We start from the raw sequence: 17,582 nt of genomic DNA, 5'->3' as shown, positions 1-17,582 counted from the left end.
CGTGGCGGTTTTCATGCTGTCTTTCCGCTCTGGTCTGCGGAGAGGCGAAAAACGCGGCTCTTTCGGGCCGGCAAAAGGAGAACAGAGCAAAATGCCCAAGATGAAGACCAAGTCGGCCGCCAAGAAGCGGTTCAAGATCACCGGCACCGGCAAGGTGAAGGTTGCCGCCGCCGGCAAGCGCCACGGCATGATCAAGCGTTCCAACAAGTTCATCCGCGATGCCCGCGGAATGATGGTCCTTCCCGAGGCTGACGCCAAGAAGGTCATCAAGAACTACCTGCCCAATGGCGGCGGCCTCTGAGCCCCGGCCCCGGCAAACGCTTCAGCTGATTATCAGGAGATCATGACATGGCACGTGTAAAACGCGGCGTTACCGCCCACGCCAAGCACAAGAAGGTTATGAAGGCCGCCAAGGGCTTTTATGGCCGTCGCAAGAACACCATCCGCATCGCCAAGCAGGCCGTCGAGAAATCGATGCAGTATGCGACGCGCGACCGGAAGGCCCGCAAGCGCAATTTCCGCGCGCTGTGGATCCAGCGCATCAACGCCGCCGTCCGCGAGCACGGCCTGACCTATGGCCGCTTCATCGACGGTCTGAACAAGGCCGGCATCGAGGTCGACCGCAAGGTTCTCTCCGACCTCGCCATCCATGAGCCGCAGGCCTTTGCCGCGCTCGTGGCCCAAGCCAAGACTGCCCTTGAATACCTCAAGGACAAGACCCCGAACGAGTTTGAGAGCGCGGTTTCCTGACCAGCGCCTTCCCAAGCTTGACATCGTGAATTTGGGAAACCCGCGCTGGCTGGGCTGGCGCGGGTTTTTTCTGTTCAAAGCGTAACGAACAGGCGCTACAAGCGCCGCCGGACAACGGATACATGGGCGATCAGCAATGAGCGATCTCGATACCCTTGAAACCTCCATCATGGCCGACATCGCCGCGGCTTCCGACGAGCAGGCCATCGAGGCCGTGCGTGTCGCCGCCATCGGCAAGAAGGGTTCGGTTTCCGAACTGCTCAAGACCCTGGGCAGGATGACGCCGGACGAGCGCAAGGAAATGGGGCCGAAGATCAACGGCCTGCGTGACCGGGTCGCCGAAGCGCTCGCCGCCCGCCGCCAGGAACTGCGCGACGCGGCCATCGAGGCGCGGCTCGCCCGCGAGACGGTGGACGTGACCCTGCCGGTCCATGCTGCGCCGGTGGAGCGCGGGCGCATCCACCCCATTTCGCAGGTCATCGACGAGATCGCCGCCATTTTCGGCGACCTCGGCTTTTCCATCGCCGAAGGCCCGGACATCGAGACCGACTATTACAATTTCACCGCGCTGAACTTTCCCGAGGGCCATCCGGCCCGCGAGATGCACGACACGTTCTTCTTCAATCCGGGCGCTGACGGCGAGCGCAAGCTGCTACGCACCCACACGTCGCCAGTGCAGATCCGCACCATGGAGACCCAGAAGCCGCCGATCCGCATCGTCATTCCGGGCAAGACCTACCGCTGCGATTCCGACGCGACCCATTCGCCCATGTTCCACCAGCTCGAAGGCCTCGTCATCGACAGGACCGCGAATGTGGCGAACATGAAGTGGGTGCTGGAAGAATTCTGCAAGGCCTTCTTCGAGGTGCCGAGCCTGAACATGCGTTTCCGCCCGTCCTTCTTCCCGTTCACCGAGCCGAGTCTGGAAGTGGACATCCAGTGCGACCGCTCGCGGCCCGGTGAGGTGCTGTTCGGCCAAGGCTCCGACTGGATGGAGATCTTGGGCTGCGGCATGGTCCATCCGAACGTGCTGCGCATGGGTGGCCTCGATCCCGACGAGTATCAGGGCTTCGCCTGGGGCATGGGGATCGACCGCATCGCCATGCTGAAATACGGCATGCCGGACCTGCGCGCCTTCTTCGATGCCGACGTGCGCTGGCTCAACCATTACGGCTTCCGCCCGCTCGACATGCCGACGCTGTTCGGCGGCCTGAGCGCATAAGGAGGAACGGGGACATGAAATTCACTCTCTCCTGGCTCAAGGATCACCTTGAAACCGATGCCACGCTGGACGAGATCGTCGAGACGCTCACCATGATAGGCCTTGAGGTCGAGAGCGTGGACGACAAGGCCGCTTTCAGGCCGTTCGTCATCGCGCGCGTGCTCACGGCCGAGCCGCATCCCGATGCCGACAAGCTGAAGGTGCTTTCCGTCGATGGCGGTCCGGGTGTGAATGGCGGCAAGCCGCTGCAGATCGTCTGCGGCGCGCCCAACGCCCGCGCCGGCCTCGTCGGCGCGCTGGCCCTGCCGGGCACCTACGTTCCGGGGATCGACGTGACGCTGGGCGTCGGCAAGATCCGCGGCGTCGAATCCCATGGCATGATGTGTTCCGAGCGCGAACTGGAACTGTCCGACGAACATTCCGGCATCATCGACCTGCCGGAGGATGCACCGGTCGGAACGTCCTTCGCCGCCTATGCCGGCCTTGACGATCCGGTCATCGAGATCGGCCTGACGCCCAACCGGCCCGATTGCACCGGCGTGCATGGCATTGCGCGCGATCTCGCCGCCGCCGGGCTTGGCCGCCTGAAGGCTGCCGCCGTGATGCCCGTCGCCGGCCAGGGCGAATGCCCGGTCAGGGTGACCATCGAGGCGCCCGACCTTTGTCCGGGCTTTGCCTTGCGCATGGTCAGGGGCGTGAAGAACGGCCCGTCGCCGAAATGGATGCAGCAGCGTCTCATGGCCATCGGCCTGCGGCCCATCAATGCCTTGGTCGACATCACCAATTACGTCACCTTCGACCGTGGCCGCCCGTTGCACGTCTTCGACGCCGCCAAGGTCAAGGGCGACCTGGTCATTCGCAGGGCGCGCGAAGGCGAAACGGTGCTGGCGCTCGACGAGCGCACCTATACGCTCGGCCCGGACAATTGCGTCATCGCCGATGGCAACGGCGTGGAATCCATCGCCGGTATCATGGGCGGCGAACATTCCGGCTGCGACGAGACCACCACCGACGTGCTGATCGAATCCGCGCTCTGGGATCCGATGAACATTGCCCGCACGGGCCGCGACCTTGGCATCATCACCGATGCCCGCTACCGCTTCGAGCGTGGCGTCGACCCGGAATTCATGGTGCCGGGCGCGGAACTGGCGACCCATCTGGTCATGGAACTGTGCGGCGGCACGCCGAGCGAACTCGTTGTCGAGGGCTACAAGGCGCCTGAGCGCAAGGTCGTGTCATTCCCCGTGTCGGAAGTGAAACGCCTGACCGGCATCGCCGTCGACATGACCGAATCCCTCGACATCCTGGCCCGTCTCGGTTTCGAGCCGAACGGCACCCAGGCGGTCGTTGACGTGACGGTGCCGTCCTGGCGCCCGGACATCGACGGCAAGGCCGATCTCGTCGAGGAGGTCATGCGCATTCATGGCGTCAACAATATCGTGCCGGTTCCGCTGGAAGGCGAGGAATCGGTCGCCGGACGCATCCTCACCACGCTTCAGTTGCGCACGCGTTCCGCCCGCCGGGCGCTGGCCGCGCGCGGCATGATGGAGGCGGTCAACTGGTCCTTCATTCCCGCCGACCAGGCCGCCCTGTTCGGCGGCGGCAGCGAGGCCCTGAAACTGGCAAACCCGATTGCCGCCGACATGTCGGACATGCGTCCCTCGCTGCTTCCCGGCCTGCTGACGGCAGCCCAGCGCAATGCCCAGCGCGGGTTTGCGGATGTGGCCCTGTTCGAGGTGTCGGGCATCTACGAGGCCGACACGCCGGAGGGCCAGCGCCGCGTTGCGTCCGGCGTGCGCCGCGGCACCGCCCACATGGGCCAGGAGGGCCGCCACTGGTCGGGCAATGCCGCACCCGTCGGCTGGGCCGACGCCAAGGCGGACGCGCTCGCCGCGCTGGAAGCCGCGGGTGCGCCCGTGGCCAATCTCCAGGTCGCCGCCGGTGCGCCGGACTGGTTCCATCCGGGCCGTTCCGGCGTCATCCGCCTCGGCCCGAAGATGGTCTTCGGCTGGTTCGGGGAGTTCCATCCCAAGGTGCTGGAAGCGCTCGATGTCTCCGGCCCGGTGTGCGGCTTCCAGGTCTATCTCGACACCATTCCCGAGCCCAAGGCGAAGGCCACGCGCACCAAGCCGCGCCTCGACCTGTCGGCTTTCCAGGCGGTGACGCGCGACTTTGCCTTCGTTGTCGACCGGACCGTCGCGGCCGGCGACATCACCCGCGCGGCCGCTGCCGCCGACCGGAAGCTGATCACCGGCGTCACCGTTTTCGACCTGTTCGAGGGCGCCTCCATCGGCGAGGACAGGAAGTCGGTCGCCATCGCCGTCACCATCCAGCCGACCGACAGGACGCTGACCGACGAGGACTTCGAAAAGCTGTCCTCGGCCATCGTCGCCAATGTCGCCAAGCAGACCGGGGGCGTGCTCAGGGGCTGATTCTGGTGGAAAGAGGACAGGAAAAAGGGCGGTCCGGACGGCCGCCCTTTTGCTTTCCGCTAGGTAAGACGTGTCTGGGACGGGGAAAAAACCCCGGAAAACCGGCAAAAAACATGAAAAGGGGACTTTGATGCCCCTGTTCAAGCATTATGATTGGTGTTCTAACAGTTGACCCGGTCAACTGCTTTTCATCAGGATACCAGTGAGTTTGATCGCCTAATGTCCAATTGCCAGCCGGCACCGTTTGTTTACATACTCGCGAGTATGCTCGGCCAAGCAGCCTTGCGCCCGGGTCCGGCCGGTGGGCCGTATTTTCATGAAGGGGTACGTGCTTTTCATGTTCTATCATCTCTATGAAATGAACCACGCTGCCTTGCAGCCGTTCCGCGCCGTTGCGGATGCCGCCAAGCTTTTCTACTCGAACCCGCTCAATCCGCTGTCCCATTCGTCCTTCGGCCGTTCCATGGCTGCTTCGGCGGAATTGTTCGAGCGCATGACCAGACGCTACGCCAAGCCCGGTTTCGACCTGCCGGAAACAGTGGTCGACGGGCAGACGGTGCGTGTCACCGAGGAAGTGGTCTGGTCGAAGCCCTTCTGCGACCTGCTGCATTTCCGGCGCGACCTTCCGAAGGGTCGCCGCGAGGATTCCAAGCTCCTCATCGTCGCGCCCATGTCCGGCCACTACGCCACGCTCCTGCGCGGCACGGTCGAGGCCATGATGCAGCACAACGATGTCTACATCACCGATTGGGCCGATGCGCGCATGGTTCCGCTGTCGGAGGGCCGCTTCGACCTAGACGATTACATCGACTACGTCATCGAGATGCTGCATCATCTGGGTGAGGGAACCCATGTCATGGCGGTCTGCCAGCCGTCCGTGCCGGTCTTCGCCGCCGTGTCGTTGATGGAGAAGCGCAACGATCCCCTGGCGCCGCCCTCCATGATCCTGATGGGCGGGCCGATCGACACCACGCGCTCGCCGACGGCGGTCAACGACCTTGCCCAGGAAAAGGGCATCCAGTGGTTCCGCGACAATGCGGTCATGACCGTGCCCTGGCCGCATCCGGGCTTCGGCCGCGAGGTCTATCCGGGCTTCCTCCAGTTGTCCGGCTTCATGAGCATGAACCTGGACCGCCACATCATCGCCCACAAGGATTTCTTCCTGCATCTCGTCAAGGATGACGGCGACAGCGCCGAGAAGCATCGCGATTTCTATGACGAGTATCTTGCCGTCATGGACCTGACGGCGGAATTCTATCTCCAGACCGTCGAGACGGTGTTCATCGAGCATGCGATCCCGACCGGCACCATGCTGCATCGTGGAGAGTCCGTCGATCCGAAGGCCATTCGCAGGGTGGCGCTGATGACGGTCGAGGGCGAGAACGATGACATCACGGGCGGCGGGCAGACAGAGGCCGCCCACGCCCTGACCCCCAATATTCCGGATGACCGGCGCCTCCATTACACGCAGCCCAGGGTCGGCCATTACGGCGTGTTCAATGGCTCCCGCTTCCGCAAGGAGATCGTGCCGCGGATCGTCGATTTCATGGCCCGCGCCGAGGCACCTGCCAGGCCGAAGGCACGAAAGAGCGCCTGATTCCGGTTGTCCACAAACCATGACTGTGGCCATCCCGCACCGGGGTGGCCTTTTTTCGTCACCGTGAAGGCTCCACGTTTACCATATCCGGGACGCGCGATTGACTTGTCCTTGGCCCAGCCGTTAACGTTTTGTTAAGGCTGAAAACGGGCAGACGCAGACAGGGTGGGCGCTTCATGAAGGTTCGGATTTCCGCACAAGCGGCGCTTGCCATGGCGGCGGGCCTCCTGTTGACCACCGGCGGAGCGGGCAATGCCGCGGGCGCGAACATGGCCACCGGCGGGATCACGTCGCAGCCCATCGGTCATTATGAATTCTGCCGGGCCAATCCGGCCGAATGCGCCATCCGCATGGCGGATACCGGGCCGTCCCGCCTTACTGCCGGGCTGTGGAAACGCATCAATGCAACCAACGTCTCGGTCAATCGCGCCATCGTACCGATGAACGATTACGACATTTACGGCAAGGACGAGGTCTGGACCTATCCCGGAAAGGCCGGCGATTGCGAGGACTATGTGCTGGAAAAGCGCCGCGAACTGGCGCGGGCCGGCGTTCCGTTGTCCAACCTGCTGATCACCGTGGTCCGCAAGCCTGACGGCGAGGGCCATGCGGTGCTGACCGTGCGCACCGACAAGGGCGACTACATCCTCGACAATCTCTCCGACCGTGTGCGCCTGTGGAACGAGACCGGCTATCGCTTCCTCAAGCGCCAGTCCAGCACCGATACCGGGCGCTGGGTTTCGCTGCGCACCGGAGACAGCTCCGCCGTGGCCTCCGTCCGCTGAACCGGACGTTCCGCAACGCCATCTTTCTTGATGCTGCGCCTGCCCCTGCCGCGTCTGGACAAGCCAGGGGACAAGGCCGGGACAAATTGTGCGCAAGCTGTGGACAGGCTGTGAGCGGGTGCGCGCGCCAGAAGCCGCGTCGCGCCGGTCCCCGTGAGGCTCATTCGGCGGCGGTGGCGCGCGCCAGACCGCCTGTCGTGACCAGCCAGTCGACGATCGCTTCGACTCCCTCGCCGTGACGCAGACCGGTGAAGAGATAGGGGCGCTTGCCGCGTGCCTTGCCGGCATCGGCCTCCATGCGCGTCAGGTCGGCGCCGACATGGGGCGCGAGGTCGGCCTTGTTGATCAGCAGCAGATCCGACCGCGTGATCGCCGGCCCGCCCTTGCGCGGAATGTCCTCGCCCTGGCACACCGAGATCACGTAGATCGACAGGTCGGCGAGGTCGGGGGAGAAGGTGGCAGCCAGGTTGTCTCCGCCTGACTCGATGAACACGATATCGAGGTCCGGATGCCGTTCCGTCAGCTCCGCTATGGCGCGCAGGTTGATCGAGGCGTCCTCGCGGATGGCGGTATGCGGACAGCCGCCTGTCTCCACGCCGATCACCCGGTCGGCGGGCAGCGCCTGCGCCCGCATCAGGGCCTCGGCATCCTCCCGCGTGTAGATGTCGTTGGTGACGACGCCGATCGACCATTGATCGCGCATGGCCTTGCACAGTTTTTCGGTCAGCGTCGTCTTGCCGGAGCCGACCGGCCCGCCGATGCCGACGCGAAGGGGTCCGTTGGTGGAAGTCATGACAGGAACAGCCTCGGTTGCAGGGTTTCGTGATTCATCGCCGCGATTTCCGCCATGAAGGCGAACCCGCCCAGATCGTCCGGTGTGGAAGCCGCCGCCTCGCCGGCCACCGCGTTTACCTCCGGCTCCAGGGCGGCGAGCAGGCGCGCCGCGCCGTCCTGGCCAGTGACCGACAGGCGGATGGCGCATTGCAACTGGTTGGAGACGAGCGTGTTGAGATAGGCCGCGAGCGCCGGTTCCAGCGGCACGCCGCCGCGCCCGCAGGCAAGGCCGACGGCGACCGGCAGTGGCAGCACCGCAGGCAGGGAGCCCGGCCCGAACCAGTGTGCCGCGGCCTTGAGGAAGGCCGCGCCCTGGTCGAGCGTCTCGCGATGGCGCTGTGCCGACCCGGCGAGCGCCCCGGCCAGTTCGGCCAGCGCCGCGAGGTCGCAGCCCTTCCGTTCGCCGTGCCAGGCTTGCGCCAGGATGACGGCGTCGTTCCATGGCGCGCCGTGGCGAAGCTGCCCGGCGAGCCATGTCTCCAGCATGTCCGGTGAGGAGACGGGACCATGCGCCACCGCCTGTTCAAGCCCCCCCGAATAGGCGAACCCCCCGGTGGGAAACACCGGAGACAGCCACGACATCAGGCGGATCAGCGCGGTCTGGTTCATGGCTTTGCCGAATAGCGCCGGGCCACGTCGTCGACATCGCCCAGCGCCAGATAGTGAACCTCGCGGGCCAGCCGAAGCGTCGGCTTCAGCGCAAAGAAGACCGAGCCGACGAGGAAGCACCAGATCGCCGGCGTCTCCAGGCTCTTGTCGAAGAAAAGCGCCGATCCTGCGACGAAGAGGAAGGCCGCCAGGAAATCCACGGTCGTGAAGGCGATTTCGTAGGCCGCGTAGACCGCCTCGTGGCGGTGCGAAAGGTTCCTGTTTCCGGGTGCGAAGATTTTCAACGGTCTGTCTCGCCGGCCGGGCCGGCGCCCTGTTCAGTCATGATGATGGGTGTGCCCCTCATGATGGTGGCCGTGGCCATGATGTCCATGGTCATGGTGCCTGTGCCCGTGATCGTGATCTTGGTGATGATGGCCCGAATGGGCGCCGCCATAGGCTCCGCCTTCCGGGTCGAACGGGGCATTCACGTCGCGCACCTGCGCGCCGAGCCCTTCCAGCATGGTCCGGATCACGTGATCCTGCCGGATCAGGATGCGGTCGGCGTCGATCTGTGCGGCCAGATGCCTGTTGCCGATCTGCCAGGCCAGCGCCAGCAGGTGGCGGCCGTCGCGGCCCCTGACCTCCATGAGCGGCTCCGGTTCCGCGATGACCTCGACGATGCGGCCATCGGAAAGCACCAGCCCGTCGCCATGGCGCAGCAGGCGCGCCTCCGCGAGGTCGAGCATGAAGGCGATGCCCTCGTCGCTGACCATGCGCAGGCGCCGGCGATGGCGCGCGGTCTCGTCCAGCGTGATCGTGCCGGCGGCCCTGGAGAAATCGCGGATGACGGTGGTGCAGACGGGTTCGCTCATGGCGTTCGGCCTCGCAATATCGGGCAGGCGGTCACAGCGTCTCGATCCGTTCGGGATGGACGACCTCGACGGTCCGGCTTTCGATGAGGGTCGACGTGGCATTGCGGAACACCTTCATGTGCGGGCGTCCGAAATGGGCTTCCAGGTCCTCGCGGCTCTTCCACTGTTCCACGAAGACGACGCGGTTGGAATTGGTCACGCTCCTGTTGAGGTCGTAGACGACGCAGCCCGGTTCCGCCCGCGTCGCCTCGACGCACGGCATGGCGGCCTCGCGGAACGTATCGAACGAACCCGGCTTCAACGTGATGGTGGCGATGACATGGATCATGACGGGTCCTCCCGGTCCTGGTTGGCGACAGAGGCAGGATAGCCCCGCATCGCCGCCGGATCGAGTGTTCAGAAAAGGAAATAGCGCTGCGCCATGGGCACGACGCTGGCCGGTTCGCAGGTCAGCAATTCGCCATTGGCCCGGACCTCGTAGGTTTCCGGGTCGACCTCCATCTGCGGCGTGAAATCGTTCAGCACCATCGCCTTCTTGCCGATGCCGCCACGCGTGTTCTCCACCGCCAGCATCTGCTTGGCCGTGCCCAGTTTTTCGCGCAGGCCCGCATCCAGCGCGGCCCTCGACACGAAGGTGACCGAGGAATTGGTCAGCGCCTTGCCATAGGCGCCGAACATGGGGCGCATGTGGACGGGCTGCGGCGTCGGGATGGAGGCGTTCGGATCGCCCATCGGCGCGGCGGCGATGGTCCCGCCGATCAGCACCATGTCCGGCTTCACGCCGAAGAAGGCCGGGTTCCACAGCACGAGATCGGCCCGCTTGCCGGCCTCAACCGAGCCGATCTCCCGCGACAGGCCATGCGCGATGGCCGGGTTGATCGTGTATTTGGCGATGTAGCGGCGCACCCGGAAATTGTCGTTGTCGCCGGTCTCCTCCTTCAGCGGACCGCGCTGGCGCTTCATCTTGTCGGCCGTCTGCCAGGTGCGGATGATGACCTCGCCCACCCGGCCCATGGCCTGGCTGTCGGACGAGATGATGGAAAAGGCGCCCATGTCATGCAGGATGTCTTCCGCCGCGATGGTCTCCTTGCGGATACGGCTCTCGGCAAACGCGATATCCTCGGGGATGGAGGCATCGAGATGGTGGCAGACCATGAGCATGTCGAGATGCTCGGCGATCGTGTTCACCGTATAGGGCCGCGTCGGATTGGTGGAGGACGGGATGACGTTCGTCTCGCCGACCACCTTGATGATGTCCGGGGCATGGCCGCCGCCGGCCCCCTCCGTGTGGAAGGCATGGATCGTGCGGCCCTTGATGGCATCGATGGTCGATTCCACGAAGCCGCTCTCGTTCAGCGTATCGGTATGGATCATCACCTGCACGTCATGCGCGTCCGCGACCGCAAGGCAGCAATCGATGGCCGCCGGCGTGGTTCCCCAGTCCTCGTGCAGCTTCAGCGCCGCCGCGCCGCCCAGCACCATCTCCTCCAGCGCCCCGGGCAGCGAGGCATTGCCCTTGCCGGCAAAGGCGAGATTCATCGGAAAGGCGTCCGCCGCCTCGATCATGCGGGCAATGTGCCATGGCCCCGGCGTGCAGGTCGTCGCCAGCGTGCCATGCGCCGGGCCTGTGCCGCCGCCCAGCATGCAGGTCAGCCCCGACATCAGCGCTTCCTCGATCTGCTGCGGGCAGATGAAATGGATATGCGCGTCGAAACCGCCGGCCGTCAGGATCTTGCCTTCACCGGCGATCGCCTCCGTGCCGGGACCGACGATGATGTCGACGCCGGGCTGCGTATCGGGGTTGCCGGCCTTGCCGATGGCGGCGATGCGCCCGTCCTTCAGGCCCACATCCGCCTTGACGATGCCGGTGTGATCGACGATCAGCGCATTGGTGATCACCGTGTCGACCGCGCCGGCCGCGCGCGTCACCTGGCTCTGGCCCATGCCGTCGCGGATCACCTTGCCGCCGCCGAACTTCACCTCCTCGCCATGGACGGTGAGGTCGCGCTCCACCTCGATGAACAGTTCGGTATCGGCAAGGCGCACCTTGTCGCCCTTGGTCGGGCCGTACATGGCGGCATAGGCGGCACGCGGTATCCTGGCGGGCATGGTCTCTCTCCGGTCAGTTCTCTTCGCCGATCAGGCGCAGGTCCTCGGTGCGCTGGCGTGTCAGCCTCTCGCGGCACATGTAGATGAGCATCGGTTCCATCGATCCGCCGCGCGCCTGATAGCCTTCCGCCGCGCAGGCCTTGTCACGGAAGTCGATCCAGGCGCGCTGGGCGTCGCGCAGCATGGCCGATGCACCCTTCTGGTCGCCGAGATAGCTGTCCAGCCGCTTCATGGCGGCCTGGGCCATGCCATAGGCAAGGTTCAGGTCCTCGTCGGCGGCCATCCATGCCTGCTCGGCGCAAAAGGTCATTTCCACCTGTGTCTGCGCATTCGCGCAGTCCACATCCTGCGCCATGGCCGGCCACGGGGCGGCCAGCAGCGTGACGATTGCGATCAGCTTGCGTTTCACAGGTCCCCCATCACGGCCTGGCGGAACCCGTAGACGGCGCGCTTTCCCGAAAGCGGGACCAGCGTCACCTCGCGCGCCTGTCCGGGCTCGAAGCGGACGGCAGTTCCCGCCGCGATGTCGAGACGCATGCCGCGCGCCCGGTCGCGGTCGAAGGAAAGCGCCGGATTGGTTTCGAAGAAATGGTAGTGCGAGCCCACCTGCACGGGCCGGTCGCCCGTATTGGCGACCTCCAGCGTGACGGTCGGCTGGCCGGCATTGAGTTCGATCTCGCCAACGGCGGTGATGATTTCACCGGGGATCATGTCAGCCACCTCAACCCGCCAAGGCAAGCGCGAGGCCGCCAAGCATTGTCGCCCCGCCGGCTGCGCGCACCGCCATTCGGCCGGCGCGATCGCCGGCCAGTCGCTGCAGTCCGAGGCCGAAAGCCGCGCCCGAGGCATGCAGGAAAGCGGTGGCGATGGCGAAGCCCGCCGCATAGGGCAGGATGCCTGCCATGCCGATTTCCGCGCCATGGGCATTGCCATGGAACAGCGCGAAGAAACCGGCAAGTGCCATGCCCCAGCCGGCTGAGAGTGGCGCCGCCATGGCGACAACGAGACCGAGCGCAACAACCGAGGCAAGGATGACGGGCTCCACGAAAGGAAGCACCAAGCCGCCCAGGGACAGGGCAAATCCGGCGATCATCGCGCTCACGAAGGCGGCCGGAAGCGCCCAGACCGCCCGCCCGCCAAGCGACGCTCCGAACAGGCCGACGGCCAGCATTGCCAGGACGTGGTCCAGGCCGAAGAGCGGATGCGTCAGCCCCGCGGCCAGCGAGCCGTGCTCGGCCGGGTTCAGATGCGCGAAGGCCGGTGCGGATGACGCGAGAACGGCCGCAAGGGCCGGGATGATGCGTTTCACTTCTTCTTCTCCTTGTTCGGTTTGCCTTTGCGGCGCGATGGCTCCGATTTCCCGTTATTCTTCGGCTCTTCCCGCGTCCTTGCCGCGGCGATCTCGGCATCCAGCCTCTCGGCGGAGCGGTCGAAGCGGGCTTCCAGGTCCGGCGCCAGGCCGCGGCAGACGGCAACGACGCGGCGCGCCCATTTCAGGTAGCGTTCATTCCCCTTTGGGTCGAAGCTCTCCGCCGGCAGGCCGATCAGCTCCTCCACGTTCGAGGTCTTGTCAGCCAGCTTCAGGAGTTTGACGCGCGGTCCGCTCTCGCGCGTGTGCGTGACCTGCCGGTCGCGCCGGGCCTTGCCCTTCAGGTCCGGGGGATCGGTGACGTCGCCGACCAGCTCAGCCACTTCCACGCCGAACAGCATGCGGATGTCGTCCAGCGTGAAAGCGGTCTCTTCCACGACGTCATGCAGCCAGGCGGCGGTAACAAGTTCGGGATCGAACGGTTCCAGCGCTGACAGGAAAGCGGCCACCTCGGCAAGGTGGTTGATGTAGGGTTCGCCCGAATCCTCGCGGACCTGGCCGGCATGGGCGCGCGCTGCGAAGAGCGTCGCATCCGCGATCATGCGCGCTTCGGCGGCGCGGATCGTCTCGCCGCTCTTGCCTTTGCCGGGGTCGGGTGACTGGTTCATCGGCGCTTACCGGATCGGCTCATGCACGGTGACGAGCTTGGTCCCGTCGGGAAAGGTTGCTTCCACCTGCACGTCATGGATCATCTCGGCAACGCCTTCCATCACCTGCGCGCGGGTGATGACATGGGCGCCGGCTTCCATGAGGTCGGCGACCGCGCGCCCGTCGCGCGCGCCTTCCACCACGAAATCCGTGATCAGCGCGATCGCCTCGGGATGATTGAGCTTCACGCCCCGCTCCAGCCGCCGCCGCGCCACCATGGCCGCCATGGAAATCAGCAGCTTGTCCTTTTCGCGCGGTGTCAGGATCATGCGTATCTCACTCCGTCAAAGTGACCAAATTTTGGGCAATGGTGCCCCCTGATTGAGCAGCGCCAGCGCCGGGGAAAGGCCTTTGCGCAGGCTGATGCCGTCGCTTGCCACCAGTCTGGCAAGAAGCTTGCCAGACCCTGCCGTCGGCCAGAAGGATGCGCCCGCCTGAACGTGAGGGCAAGCCGCCAGCAACGCCCGGAGCCGCTCCAGCAGTGCCTCCGCATCCTCGCTGGCGAGAAGCACGGTGGCGACGGCAATACCGCCGCCCGTCACGGCCGGAAGGGCAAGCGTCGCGGCCACGTCGCCGGAAAGTCTCAGGTCGTCGGCGTGGATCAGGCGGCCGGCCCGGCGAATGCGCCAGCGATCCGCAAACAGCGCCTCGCGCACGCTTTCGCCATGGGCCTGGCGCCCGAAGATCGTGGCTTCCACCGCGAGAAGGCGTGCATCGGGCGCGAGATCGGCCTCAAGGCGGCGGACAAGCCGCGCACGGTCGAAAAGGATGGTCTCCTGCGGCAGCCATGCCAGCGACGCACCGTCGCCGGCGGCGAGGGCGACATCGATTTGCGCCGTGCCGCCTGCCGCCTTGTAAACCTTCTCGCAGGCCTGTGTCGTCATGGTCAGCGCCGTGCCCGGTCCGGCTTGGACATCCCAGGAGAGACGGTCGCCACCGGTCAGGCCGCCGGCGGTGTTGATGAGGACAGCTTCCATGCCTGTCCTGCCCGGCAGGCGCGGTATGCGGATCTTGGCTGCGCCCTCCTGGTAGAAACGGTCCAGCCGTGTGTGCGCGCCGACCGCCTTGACCATGATGCGGCCGCTGCCCGAGGTGCGCTGCATGGCTGGCGCGATGGTGGCGATCTGGTTCATCCGGTTCCCGCTCCCGTCCTTGCCATGAGCTAGCAAGCCCTGTGCCATCTGCCGGGCGGTCAGGAAACGATCAGGTCCGCCCCGCTGGATTCGGCGGCTACGAGCCGCGCATTGGGAATGTCGTTGCCGAGCGCCCGCGACCGCGCTGCCTGGGGGTCAAGGCCATGCGCCAGCCAGCGCTGCACCAGCCGGCGCTCCAGTTCGGCTTCCGGCACATCCAGAATGACGGCAAGATCGAAATGGGGCCGCAAGCTGCGCCAGCCTGGCCGGTCGATGAGCAGGTAATTGCCTTCCACGATGCGGATGGGCGTGGCCGTCGACACGATCGCCGCGCCGGCCCGCGACAGGTCGGCGGCGCGGTCGAAGACCGGGATGGCCACCGCGTCTTCCGTGGCAAGCCTGCCGAGCAGGGCGGCGAACCCGGCCACGTCGAAGGTCTCCGGCGCGCCTTTCACCGCCATCAGGCCGCGCGCTTCCAGGATGGCATTGTCGAGATGGAACCCGTCCATCGGCACCACGACGGCGCGGCCGCCCAGTGTCCGGGCCAGGCCGGCCGCCAGCGTGGATTTCCCCGCGCCCGGCGCGCCGGCGATTGCCACGGTATAGCGCTCGCGGCCCGCCGCCGCTTCTGCGATCAGGCCGGCCAGATCGCCGTTTGAAACCCGGCGCGCGCTCATGCCAGCCAGGTCCGGTAGTCCGAAACCAGCAGGTGCGCGGGCGGGCAATCCTCCTCGATGGTGGAGAAACGCTCGACGCGCTCGGCGAAGATGTTGTCGGTCTCGTCGTCGTTGACCGTCGACACCTCGCCGATCAGCACGTCCGCGCCTTCGGCCCAGAAGGCGTGCCAGACACCGGGCATCAGCGTGACGCTCTCGCCGGGGGAAAGCGTCAGGATGCCGCCGGCATCGAGGCGCCGCTCCACCCCGTCGCAGGGCACGCAGACGGGGGCATCATGGTCGATGGAGCCGTCCTGCGCGCTCATGAACAGTTTCAGCGCCAGCGTTCCGCCGCCGCGGTTGATGATGTCCTCGGCCTTGATGACGTGCCGGTGCATCGGCGACAGCTGCTCCTTGCGCGAGATCATGATCTTCTCGGCGTAGAGCATCCCGCGCCCTGCCGCGAGGTCGGCGGCGCGTCCGTTGCGGACGGTGAACAGGAACAGGCCGAGGTCTTCGAACCGGCCCTTGCCGTAGTCGGTGATGTCCCAGCCAAGCCGCGCATCGACTATGCCGGGCGGACGGCGCTCCCGCATCTCCTCCGGTGACCAGTATGCGAACGGCGGCAGGAGATAGCCGCATGACCGGATGAAGGCATCGGCCTCGGCGATGATGGCGTTGACGCGGCTGCGTTGCATCAGGCGGCCATCTCCCCTGCGGTCGGTTCCTTGGCGCCGGTCATCAGCGCCACGGCGTCCGACATGCTGTGCTGCTTCGGATCGACGACGCAGAGCCGCCGCCCGAGCCGGTGGACGTGGATGCGGTCGGCCACCTCGAAGACATGCGGCATGTTGTGGCTGATGAGGATGATGGGAATGCCGCGCGCCCGCACGTCGAGGATGAGTTCCAGAACGCGCCGCGATTCCTTGACGCCGAGCGCCGCCGTCGGTTCGTCGAGGATGATGACCCGGGACCCGAAGGCCGCAGCGCGCGCCACCGCGACGCCCTGCCGCTGGCCGCCCGACAGGGTTTCCACCGGCTGGTTGATGTTCTGGATCGTCATCAGTCCGAGTTCGGCCAGTTTCCGGCGCGAGAAGTCCTCCATCGCCTTTCGGTCCAGCTTGCGGAACCACTTGCCCATCACGCCCGGCGCGCGCAGTTCCCGGCCCATGAACATGTTGTCGGCGATGGAGAGCGCCGGGCTCATGGCCAATGTCTGGTAGACGGTCTCGATGCCCTTGGCGCGCGCGTCGTTGGGGGACTCGAAACCGACCTTTTCGCCGTCGAGCCAGATGTCGCCGCCATCCGGGATCACCGCCCCGGACAATGCCTTGATGAGCGTGGACTTGCCCGCGCCATTGTCGCCGATCACCGCCAGGATTTCGCCTGGCATCAGGTCGAAGTCGCAATTGTCGAGCGCGGTCACCTTGCCGTAGCGCTTGTTCAGGCCGCGTGCCTTGAGAATGGGATCGCCCGTCATGCCGTCACCTTTCTGATCCACTGGTCCACAGTCACGGCGCCGATGATGAGGGTGCCGATGAGCAGATATGTCCATTGCGGGTCGGCGCCCGCCATGCGCAGGCCGAGTTCGAACACGCCCACGATCAGCGCGCCGAAGAAGGCGCCGAGGATGGAGCCGCGTCCGCCGAACAGCGAGATGCCGCCGATCACCACCGCGGTGATCGACTGGATGTTGCCGATCACGCCGGTCGTCGCCGACGGCGAGACCGAGCCGAAGCGGCCGATCATCACCCACCCCGCCAGGCCGCAGATGAAGCCGACCAGCATGTAGACGCTCATCAGCGTCCGGTGCACGTTGACACCGGAAAGACCGGCCGCTTCCGGGTCGTCGCCGACCGCATAGACATGGCGCCCCCAGGCGGTGGAGCGCAGCGCATAGGCCAGCACGGCCACCAGAACGATCATCAGGATGACGCCCAGCGTGAAGGTGGCGCCGCCAACCTGGAACTTCGCGCCGAGGAATTGCAGGAACGGCGCCTGTGCCTCGATGTCCTGCGCGCGGATCGTCTCGTTGGCCGAATAGAGATAGTTGGCCGCCAGCACGATCTGCCACATGCCCAGCGTCACGATGAAGGGCGGCAGCTTCATGCGGCTGACGAGCCAGCCATTGACCGCGCCGATGGCAGTCCCGAAGGCCAGCCCGGCGGCCACCGCCAGGAATGGCGGAATGCCGTAGCGGAATGTGAACTGTCCCATGATGACGGAGCACAACACCGCCAGCGCGCCAACCGAGAGGTCGATGCCGGCCGTCAGGATGATCAGGCTTTGCGCGGCCGCCAGCACGCCGACGATCTGGACCTGTTGCAGGATCAGCGTCATGGCGAAGGGCGAGAAGAACTTCGAGCCCAGCACCGCCCCGAATACCGCGACAGCGGCCAGCAGGACGATCAGCGGCACCAGTGCGGGGGTGGTGTGCAGGGCATGGTGCACCCGGCTCATGATGCCGCGGTCGCCTTGCCGGAACTCCGCGAACGTCTCGTCGCGGCGGGTCTTGACCACGTCCTCGTATCGGTCGGTATCGGTCACGGTGTCGTCCTCCCATGGCCACGGCGCTGCGCGCTCC

At 65.9% G+C, this 17,582-nt stretch carries 22 protein-coding genes; 6 read left to right on the top strand and 16 right to left on the bottom strand.

The features are described 5' to 3' along the window. Positions 1-91 precede the first annotated feature (91 nt). The 6 genes from rpmI to ACLB6G_RS00720 all read left to right on the top strand — a co-directional run bounded on the left by rpmI (position 92) and on the right by ACLB6G_RS00720 (position 6,786). Complete coding sequence (gene rpmI, locus ACLB6G_RS00745; RefSeq protein WP_410354196.1) at positions 92-301, top strand: 50S ribosomal protein L35; 210 nt, start codon at positions 92-94, stop codon at positions 299-301. Between the two features lie 47 nt (positions 302-348). Then, positions 349-750, top strand: a complete 402-nt coding sequence (gene rplT, locus ACLB6G_RS00740) for a 50S ribosomal protein L20 (protein ID WP_410354195.1) — start codon at positions 349-351, stop codon at positions 748-750. A 136-nt stretch (positions 751-886) separates the two neighbouring features. Next, positions 887-1,972 carry a phenylalanine--tRNA ligase subunit alpha gene (gene pheS / locus ACLB6G_RS00735; protein WP_410354194.1) on the top strand — a complete coding sequence of 362 codons (1,086 nt, stop codon included), beginning with the start codon at positions 887-889 and terminating at the stop codon, positions 1,970-1,972. 14 nt (positions 1,973-1,986) lie between these two features. Then, entirely contained in the window at positions 1,987-4,404 is a 2,418-nt protein-coding gene (gene pheT / locus ACLB6G_RS00730; RefSeq protein WP_410354193.1) for a phenylalanine--tRNA ligase subunit beta, read from the top strand. Between the two features lie 337 nt (positions 4,405-4,741). Beyond that, the gene (locus ACLB6G_RS00725; protein ID WP_410355135.1) at positions 4,742-6,001 is read left to right on the top strand and encodes a polyhydroxyalkanoate depolymerase; all 1,260 of its coding nucleotides are present in this window, start codon (positions 4,742-4,744) and stop codon (positions 5,999-6,001) included. Positions 6,002-6,177: 176 nt separating this feature from the next. Beyond that, entirely contained in the window at positions 6,178-6,786 is a 609-nt protein-coding gene (locus ACLB6G_RS00720; RefSeq protein WP_410354192.1) for a transglutaminase-like cysteine peptidase, read from the top strand. 160 nt (positions 6,787-6,946) lie between these two features. On the opposite strand, the gene ureG is transcribed toward ACLB6G_RS00720, so the two are convergent. The 16 genes from ureG to ACLB6G_RS00640 form a co-directional block, all read right to left on the bottom strand. Then, complete coding sequence (ureG, locus tag ACLB6G_RS00715; RefSeq protein ID WP_410354191.1) at positions 6,947-7,579, bottom strand: urease accessory protein UreG; 633 nt, start codon at positions 7,577-7,579, stop codon at positions 6,947-6,949. Then, entirely contained in the window at positions 7,576-8,229 is a 654-nt protein-coding gene (locus ACLB6G_RS00710) for an urease accessory protein UreF (protein ID WP_410354190.1), read from the bottom strand. The genes ureG and ACLB6G_RS00710 overlap by 4 nt, the downstream gene beginning before the upstream one ends. After that, positions 8,226-8,513 (bottom strand): YrhK family protein, encoded by a 288-nt coding sequence (locus ACLB6G_RS00705; RefSeq protein ID WP_410354189.1) that lies wholly within the window; start codon positions 8,511-8,513, stop codon positions 8,226-8,228. Before ACLB6G_RS00705 ends, ACLB6G_RS00710 begins: the two co-directional genes overlap by 4 nt. A 33-nt stretch (positions 8,514-8,546) precedes the next feature. Then, the gene (locus ACLB6G_RS00700; RefSeq protein WP_410354188.1) at positions 8,547-9,083 is read right to left on the bottom strand and encodes an urease accessory protein UreE; all 537 of its coding nucleotides are present in this window, start codon (positions 9,081-9,083) and stop codon (positions 8,547-8,549) included. Positions 9,084-9,114: 31 nt separating this feature from the next. Further along, complete coding sequence (locus ACLB6G_RS00695) at positions 9,115-9,411, bottom strand: putative quinol monooxygenase (protein ID WP_410354187.1); 297 nt, start codon at positions 9,409-9,411, stop codon at positions 9,115-9,117. Positions 9,412-9,479: 68 nt separating this feature from the next. Beyond that, on the bottom strand, positions 9,480-11,192 hold the full coding sequence (gene ureC / locus ACLB6G_RS00690) for an urease subunit alpha (RefSeq protein ID WP_410354186.1): 1,713 nt from the start codon (positions 11,190-11,192) through the stop codon (positions 9,480-9,482). Positions 11,193-11,205: 13 nt separating this feature from the next. Next, positions 11,206-11,601, bottom strand: coding sequence for a lysozyme inhibitor LprI family protein (locus ACLB6G_RS00685; RefSeq protein ID WP_410354185.1), 396 nt, complete (start codon positions 11,599-11,601; stop codon positions 11,206-11,208). After that, positions 11,598-11,903: an urease subunit beta gene (locus tag ACLB6G_RS00680; RefSeq protein ID WP_410354184.1), complete on the bottom strand. Its 306-nt coding sequence runs from the start codon at positions 11,901-11,903 to the stop codon at positions 11,598-11,600. Before ACLB6G_RS00680 ends, ACLB6G_RS00685 begins: the two co-directional genes overlap by 4 nt. Before the next feature lie 10 nt (positions 11,904-11,913). Next, entirely contained in the window at positions 11,914-12,501 is a 588-nt protein-coding gene (locus ACLB6G_RS00675) for a HupE/UreJ family protein (RefSeq protein ID WP_410354183.1), read from the bottom strand. Continuing rightward, positions 12,498-13,169 (bottom strand): HD domain-containing protein, encoded by a 672-nt coding sequence (locus ACLB6G_RS00670; RefSeq protein ID WP_410354182.1) that lies wholly within the window; start codon positions 13,167-13,169, stop codon positions 12,498-12,500. The genes ACLB6G_RS00675 and ACLB6G_RS00670 overlap by 4 nt, the downstream gene beginning before the upstream one ends. 6 nt (positions 13,170-13,175) lie before the next feature. Beyond that, positions 13,176-13,478 (bottom strand): urease subunit gamma, encoded by a 303-nt coding sequence (locus ACLB6G_RS00665; protein ID WP_410354181.1) that lies wholly within the window; start codon positions 13,476-13,478, stop codon positions 13,176-13,178. A 15-nt stretch (positions 13,479-13,493) separates the two neighbouring features. After that, positions 13,494-14,342, bottom strand: coding sequence for an urease accessory protein UreD (locus ACLB6G_RS00660; RefSeq protein ID WP_410354180.1), 849 nt, complete (start codon positions 14,340-14,342; stop codon positions 13,494-13,496). Between the two features lie 59 nt (positions 14,343-14,401). Next, positions 14,402-15,019, bottom strand: a complete 618-nt coding sequence (locus tag ACLB6G_RS00655; protein WP_410354179.1) for a nucleoside/nucleotide kinase family protein — start codon at positions 15,017-15,019, stop codon at positions 14,402-14,404. Further along, positions 15,016-15,696 carry a D-lyxose/D-mannose family sugar isomerase gene (locus tag ACLB6G_RS00650; protein WP_410354178.1) on the bottom strand — a complete coding sequence of 227 codons (681 nt, stop codon included), beginning with the start codon at positions 15,694-15,696 and terminating at the stop codon, positions 15,016-15,018. Before ACLB6G_RS00650 ends, ACLB6G_RS00655 begins: the two co-directional genes overlap by 4 nt. Then, positions 15,696-16,478, bottom strand: coding sequence for an ATP-binding cassette domain-containing protein (locus ACLB6G_RS00645; protein WP_410354177.1), 783 nt, complete (start codon positions 16,476-16,478; stop codon positions 15,696-15,698). Before ACLB6G_RS00645 ends, ACLB6G_RS00650 begins: the two co-directional genes overlap by 1 nt. Continuing rightward, complete coding sequence (locus ACLB6G_RS00640; RefSeq protein ID WP_410354176.1) at positions 16,475-17,545, bottom strand: ABC transporter permease; 1,071 nt, start codon at positions 17,543-17,545, stop codon at positions 16,475-16,477. The genes ACLB6G_RS00645 and ACLB6G_RS00640 overlap by 4 nt, the downstream gene beginning before the upstream one ends. Positions 17,546-17,582: the final 37 nt, after the last annotated feature.

The sequence above is a fragment of the Zhengella sedimenti genome (assembly GCF_046506625.1).
GTDB classification, from domain to species: Bacteria; Pseudomonadota; Alphaproteobacteria; order Rhizobiales; family Rhizobiaceae; genus Zhengella; species Zhengella sedimenti.
This window is presented reverse-complemented; position numbering and strand designations above follow the sequence as displayed.